This window comes from Corynebacterium nasorum (assembly GCF_022345765.1).
GTDB classification, from domain to species: domain Bacteria; phylum Actinomycetota; class Actinomycetes; order Mycobacteriales; family Mycobacteriaceae; genus Corynebacterium; species Corynebacterium kefirresidentii.
The window spans coordinates 1-6,670 of sequence record NZ_JAKRDR010000030.1 but is presented as its reverse complement, the minus strand read 5'-3'; the positions used below and the strand labels follow the sequence as shown (position 1 = coordinate 6,670).

Annotated in this window: 6 protein-coding genes; 2 read left to right on the top strand and 4 right to left on the bottom strand. The window is 58.0% G+C overall.

Annotated features, from left to right (window positions below; genetic code table 11):
- Positions 1-261 precede the first annotated feature (261 nt).
- The gene (locus MHK04_RS12015; protein WP_239209004.1) at positions 262-1,227 is read right to left on the bottom strand and encodes a nucleoside hydrolase; all 966 of its coding nucleotides are present in this window, start codon (positions 1,225-1,227) and stop codon (positions 262-264) included.
- 21 nt (positions 1,228-1,248) lie between these two features.
- Complete coding sequence (locus MHK04_RS12010) at positions 1,249-1,923, bottom strand: NAD(P)H-binding protein (protein WP_023021521.1); 675 nt, start codon at positions 1,921-1,923, stop codon at positions 1,249-1,251.
- 103 nt (positions 1,924-2,026) lie between these two features.
- Between MHK04_RS12010 and MHK04_RS12005 the strand changes: the two genes are divergently transcribed.
- Both MHK04_RS12005 and MHK04_RS12000 read left to right on the top strand, forming a co-directional pair.
- Positions 2,027-2,296 carry an ACT domain-containing protein gene (locus MHK04_RS12005; protein WP_023021520.1) on the top strand — a complete coding sequence of 90 codons (270 nt, stop codon included), beginning with the start codon at positions 2,027-2,029 and terminating at the stop codon, positions 2,294-2,296.
- Positions 2,297-3,661, top strand: a complete 1,365-nt coding sequence (locus tag MHK04_RS12000) for a PFL family protein (protein WP_239209002.1) — start codon at positions 2,297-2,299, stop codon at positions 3,659-3,661. It begins immediately after the preceding gene.
- Positions 3,662-3,685: 24 nt separating this feature from the next.
- Here the strand turns inward: MHK04_RS12000 and MHK04_RS11995 are convergent, their stop codons facing one another.
- On the bottom strand, positions 3,686-5,008 hold the full coding sequence (locus tag MHK04_RS11995; RefSeq protein WP_239209000.1) for a DUF2254 domain-containing protein: 1,323 nt from the start codon (positions 5,006-5,008) through the stop codon (positions 3,686-3,688).
- A 6-nt stretch (positions 5,009-5,014) separates the two neighbouring features.
- A complete protein-coding gene (locus MHK04_RS11990) occupies positions 5,015-6,646 on the bottom strand; it encodes an ABC-F family ATP-binding cassette domain-containing protein (protein ID WP_023021517.1) in 1,632 nt (543 codons plus the stop codon).
- Positions 6,647-6,670: the final 24 nt, after the last annotated feature.

The window sequence follows — 6,670 nt, the reverse complement described above, 5'->3', positions numbered from 1 at the left end:
CCAGGCTACACCCACATCACGCGCGACCAGGCTAACTGCCTCGCCTGCCACCACGCGCTCAACAGCAGCATCCTTAACATCCTTCGGAGTCCAACGCGTCACAACTACCTCCCGGTCGAAGTGGCGCATTCACCCCTTGACAGCACGGCATAGAAAAACGCCGACCGCGGATGGTGCTGCTTTCCTATGTCACCTCGGAAAGCGATCCCGCACGGCACGTGCGCCGCGGATAATAGTAGAGGTTCTGCTCTTTAAAAGCCACTAGCGTGAAGCCAATAGTGTAAACCCCCGCAGACATTCTTGATGCGCGGCTTCCATATCTGCGCTCGTAACCAGTCGTGCGTTGTGGGCTCGGCCCCAGTGGTTTCGCAAGTCCGCAACGCTCGTCCCCCGCAGTAGCGACGATTCCGCTTCGACATCAACGGTAGTTTCTACAACCTCGAAGTCGATCTGCTCTAAGGCGATCATGCACGTCAAAAGGTCGTGGATTTGGGCCTGATAGCCTTCCCCCTGCGCTTGGTGGAATTCAAAATAGTAGCGCAACACATCCGGCAGGATTTGTGCCATAGGGTGTCCGTGCAATAATTCCATGACCGCTTCTAGGCGCTGTGGGGTAATGAGAAACTGCTCTGTTAGCTCAAGCGAACATAGTGTGGTGGGAACGCGCGGGGCAGATGAATGAAAGTGCTGGGCGGCGGCGTGCGGATCAACCCAAAAGTTCCATTCCGCGGTCGGGGTGGTATTTCCCCGGTAGTTAACCGCGCCGCCCATGATGGTAATGGCGCCAAACTGCGCGACGGCTTCACTATGGGCTTTTTCAAATGCTGCAAGATTGGTGACCGGCCCGGTAACAATCAACTGCAGATCGTGATGAGCGGCTAGTGCTTCTTTCCATAGACGCTGCCAATCGCTGTGGTGCAGCGTGGTAGTAGGTGCAGTGGCATAGCCCAATCCCGTCGAACCATGGGTCTCAGGGGTTGTGGTGAGATCCACCTTCAAAGGGCGGGTCAAACCGGGGGCTACGGGGACATCGGCAAGCGAGCACAAATCCAGGATCCAGCGGGCATTGGCCGCAGTCTGATAGGCCTCGACGTTGCCGGCTGTAGTGGTAACGCCCACCAGCTCAATTTCCCCGGCCTGATGAAGGCCCGCCAAATACATCAGGGCGAGGCAATCATCTATGCCGGGGTCACAATCAATTAAAATAGCTGGAGGCGTGGCAATCATAGTGCCAGCCAGTCTAACGCCTTACTTGATGGAGCTCACCGGATTGTCGCCATCTACAAAGGCGAGCGGGGATTCCGGCAGGGTTTCGCGGCCGAGGGCCTCGACAATGACATCGGCGACCAGCTCGCGCGAAGAAGTCATGGACTCCTGTAGCGCCTTATCCTCGATCTGCTCCAGCCCCTGTGCTGGTTCCTCGGTCAGCATTGCTGGCTTGAGGATAAGGTGCGGAAACTCTGCCTGAGCAAGGCGATTGTCCACTTCCTTCTTGGACTCAACGTAGGCATACCACTTCTCGTCGGCGGGATCCGTGGTGGCTTCCTGGGAACCGACATAGGAAATCATGAGGTAGGCAGGCAGGTTCTTTCCCTCCTGCTGCAGCGTCTCCATAGCGTCGAGGGTGGCGAGGGCACCATCGCGGTCAACGGCCCACGTAAGGTCTGCCCCACCGCGGCCGCCGTTGCCAGCGCCCCACACTACGGCGTCATAAGCGGCGAAAAGCTCCGCCCACTGCGCAACGGTCTGCTCGGTAATATCGGCCAATACCGGGGTCGCGCCGAGCTTTTCAATCTCAGACTTCTGCTCAGGGTTGCGGATAAGGGAGTGGACCTCGTGTCCGGCCTCCACCAGCTTTGGGGCGGCCAACAGGCCGACCTTGCCATGTCCACCGATGTACAGAATCTTCTTTTTATCAGTCATACCTCCCCACCGTAACAACGACGCCTCTTGCCCGCAGCGACCCCGGCCAGTACCGGTGGCAAAATGGCGGCGGTGGCTGCAGCGAGCAGATAGAATTGCTTGCATGTATGCCATTATGACCGTCACCGGAGCCGATAGCACCGGCATTATCGCCGCGGTGACCACTACCCTTGCCCAACTCGATATCAACGTCATTGACGTGTCCCAAACACTCATGGGCGGTTACTTCACCATGATCCTCCGCGTCGAATTTGATGCGGATAAGGTCTCCATCCAGACCATCAAGGAGCATATGCGCCCCGTGGCGGAAGAAAAGCACCAGTCCATCCGCATTCAGTCCGAAGACCTCTTCACCGCCATGAATGAGATTTAAATGAGCACGCGTTTTAATACCACTAATATCTTGGACACCATCGAGATGATTGAGAACTATCGTCTCGATATCCGCACCGTAACCATGGGCATCTCCCTCCTTGGATGCACCCGATCCACTATGGACGCTACCTGCCAGGCCATCTATGACCGCGTCACGCAGCAGGCCGGGCGCCTAGTGGAGGTATGCGAAGGCATCGAAGGCGAGCTGGGTATCCCCATCGTAAATAAGCGTATCTCCGTGACCCCAATATCCTTGGTGGTAGCCGGTGTAGAAGGAAACCCCGTCGACGCCGCAAAGGCACTGGACAAGGCAGCCAAAGAGGTAGGAGTCAACTTCGTGGGCGGCTATTCCGCTCTGGTCGAAAAGGGCGCTACCACCGCGGAACAAAAGCTCATAAGTTCCATTCCAGAAGCGCTGGCTACGACTGACGTCGTGTGTTCCTCCGTCAATATCGCCAGTTCCCGCGCCGGTATCAACATGGATGCGGCAAGGAAGATGGGCGAGGTTATCAAGGAAGCTGCCGAGCTGACCCAGGACAATTCCGCCATTGCCTGCGCCAAGCTGGTGGTCTTTGCTAACTCTGTGGGTGACAACCCATTTATGGCCGGCGCGTTCCACGGCATCGAAGAACCCGATTGCGTAGTCTCCGTCGGCGTTTCTGGCCCAGGTGTTGTCGACCGCGCCTTGGGATCGCTCGAAGGGGCCAGCCTGGACCAGGTAGCGGAAGAAGTCAAGAAGGCCGCTTTCAAGATCACCCGCGCCGGGCAACTAGTGGGCACCATGGCCTCCGAGCGCCTTGGCGTACCCTTCGGCATCATCGACCTTTCGCTTGCCCCTACTGCCGAATTGGGAGATTCGGTGGCCCACATCCTTGAGCATATGGGATTGGACCAAGTAGGCACGCACGGCACAACTGCTGCTTTGGCTCTGCTTAACGACGCCGTAAAGAAGGGCGGCATGATGGCCTGCTCCCGCGTCGGCGGTTTGTCTGGCTCCTTCATCCCGGTCTCCGAGGATAAGGGGATGATCGATGCGGTTAAGTCTGGCTCTATCTCCATGGACAAGCTGGAGGCCATGACCGCCATTTGCTCGGTGGGCTTTGACATGATTGCGCTGCCGGGCGATACCTCGGCCGCGACGATTTCGGGCATGATTGCTGACGAGGCCGCCATCGGCGTGATGAATCATAAGACCACGGCGGTACGCGTGATCCCGGTTCCTGGCGCCCAGGTGGGCGACGAGGTGAGCTTCGGCGGCCTGCTGGGCTACGCACCGGTGATCCCGGTCAATGAAGTAGGCAACGCGCAGTTCATTAACCGCGGCGGCTTCATCCCCGCTCCAGTGCATGGATTCCGCAACTAAGGAGAGCGGCAACTGCGCCGCTGCCTAGTCCGCGGCGTGCTCTTCGCCGGGTTTCTCCGACTCCGCCCTTTCGGCGAGGTTGTCCTGGAAATGCTGGTAGGAAGATTCCAGCTGTTTTAATTCCACCTCGCCGCCAACTTGGCGGCGGGCATCAGAGTAGATGGCCCGGGCGGCGTCGGCAAGCACGCTCCGGCGCTCAGCAGTGCGCAAAAGGGCCACTACCTTGGCCAGGTTATCCAGCAAACTGAGGTAAATCTCCGCGTTATCGGCGGCGTCCCGCCGAATCTGCGCGAACATCGCCTCCACAATTTCCTCATAGCTGAACGTTTGGTAATCGAGGCGAAACTCGCCGTTAACGTGCACAATGCCCTGCGGAAGCCGCTTATCCCCGATGACGGTGAGGATCTGGGTAAAGCGGTCAATGATATCGATGACCGTGTACGGATCATTGACACCAGTACTCAATGCGCGGGCAGCAATCTCCGCCAGGTGCCGGGCGGTAAAACGAGGGTCGTGAGCTGAGGCATGCTCCCTGTACTGGGTGAGCACGATATGGCGCTCAACATTTTCCGGCAGGCGCGGCACACCGTGCGCGACAACCTCGCCTTCCAGTACCAAGTCACCCGGCGCCACGCCGAGGTGCACCGCGCAATTCTCCCGTGCCGCTGCCTGCGCAATGGCGTCATAGTCGACGAACTTGAGGTAGCCAGTTCCACTGCTGCGCCGCTTTTCCGCATCCACGTAAAATTCTGGCCCAGGAGCCTTGGCCGCTTTTTCCTCTTCGCCCCGCCGGATGAGCCGGCGCATGTGGTCCTCTACGTCTTCGGCCACCACGTGAACTACGTGAGACATACTGATCGATTGGGCAATATGGACGATGAAATAAATGAGGAAGATTACGCAGGCGATGGCCAACAGCACCGTTACTGCTACGTTCAAGGAAGGAACATATTCTTCTTTCCCATTACCGCCCGTTTGCACCGCACGTAAAGAAAGAAGGGCAAAAATGAAGGTTGCAAGATAGATCGCCAGGGTCGATTGTATAGAGCGATCTTTTAGAAACTCATGCAGCAGGCGCGGCCCCATTACTGTGACAACACCAGAAAGTGCGGTCAGCGTGATGAAGAAAAGGGTGCCAGCAAGGGACAGCGACGAGGTAGCTACCGCGCTTAGAATCCCTTGGGCACTATCGGCGCTGCCATCATAAAAGGGGGTGGCTGCCACGCGAAAACGGCTACCGACCGCGATGAGCAACTCTGCGCTGACGGCGGCAACGGCCACCGCCACTGCAGGGATTAGCCAAAACTTTTCCCGCCAGGCAGGCATCCTCTCCAGTAGCGTCTTCATGTTTTCCTAAGCTAGCTCCACGATTTCCATGTAGTCATCGGACCACAAATCTTCGTCACCATCGGGCATGATGATTACGCGTTCCGGGTCCAAAGCCTTGACCGCGCCCGGATCGTGCGTAACCAGCACCACGGCCCCCGTATAGGTTTTTAGCGCATCGAGTACCTGCTCGCGCGAGATTGGATCCAGGTTATTCGTCGGCTCATCCAGCAGCAGCACATTCGCGCGGCTAGAGACCAGCGCGGCCAAGGCTAGGCGCGTCTTCTCACCGCCGGATAGAGTGCCCGCGGGTTGTTCCAACTTCTCGCCGGAGAACATGAAGGCACCAAGCAGACTACGCAGTTCCTGCTGATCCGCGTCTGGGCAGGCGTCAATGGTGTTTTGCCATACAGACTTATCCGGATCGATGGTGTCGTGTTCCTGCGCAAAATAGCCGATCCGCAAGCCGTGGCCGCTGACGATGCCACCTTCACCGTCGGTGCGCTCCACTCCGGCCAGCAATTTCAACAGCGTGGTCTTACCCGCGCCGTTATAGCCCAGCACCACTACTCTTGACCCTTTATCGATGGCCAAATCCACCCCGGCGAAGACCTCTAGGGAGCCGTACATCTTGGTCAGCCCCTTGGCATTCATGGGTGTCTTACCGCACGGTGCCGGCTCGGGGAACTTAATATTGGCCACCTTATCGGCCACCCGCACCTCATCGAGCTGGCTCATCATGCGCTCAGCGCGGTGGAGCATTTGCTTGGCCGCAGCGGCCTTCGTTGCCTTAGCACCCAACTTAGCAGCCTGCTTTTGCAGGGCGGATGCCTTCTTTTCCGCATTGGCCCGCTCTCGGCGACGGCGCGCTTCATCGGTAGCACGAGCATCGAGGTATTTCTTATACCCCATGTTGTATACATCGGCCTCGCCGCGAACCGCATCGAGGAACCACACCTTATTACACACGGCCTCAAGCAGCTCGACGTCGTGAGAAATCATAATGAGCCCGCCCTCATGTTTGGACAGGAATTGGCGGAGCCACGTAATAGAATCCGCGTCCAAGTGGTTCGTCGGCTCATCGAGGAGCAGGGTGGTCTGGGATTTTCCGGACCCCTCGGTAGCGGCAAAGAGAATTTGCGCTAGCTCCACGCGGCGGCGCTGACCACCCGAGAGAGTTTTGAGTTGCTGGTCTAGGACGCGCTGCGGCAGACCCAAATTATCGCATATTTGCGCGCACTCGGAGTCGGCTTCATAGCCGCCAAGCGACTCGAATTGCTCCTCCAAGCGGGAGTATTTCCGGATGGCCTTATCCCGGAACTTATCGTCAGTGGCCGATTCCATAAGCTCTTGTTGCTTGGCCATGCGGCGCTTGAGATCATCCAAACCGCGGGCGGAGAGAACGCGCTCTCGCGCGGTCTGTTCAATATTTCCTTCGCGGGAATCCTGGGGCAAATAACCAATGGGGCCCGAACGAGTAACTGAGCCGCCATAGGGCTCGGTCTCCCCTGCCAAAATGCGCATAGTCGTCGTCTTGCCCGCGCCGTTGCGGCCGATAAGCCCGATGCGGTCACCGGGTTGCACACGCAAGTGCTGCCCTGGGGCTTCGAGAAGCGTGCGCGCTCCTACCCTGACTTCGAAATCATTGGTTACAATCACGAAGAAACAGTCTAGCAATTGACG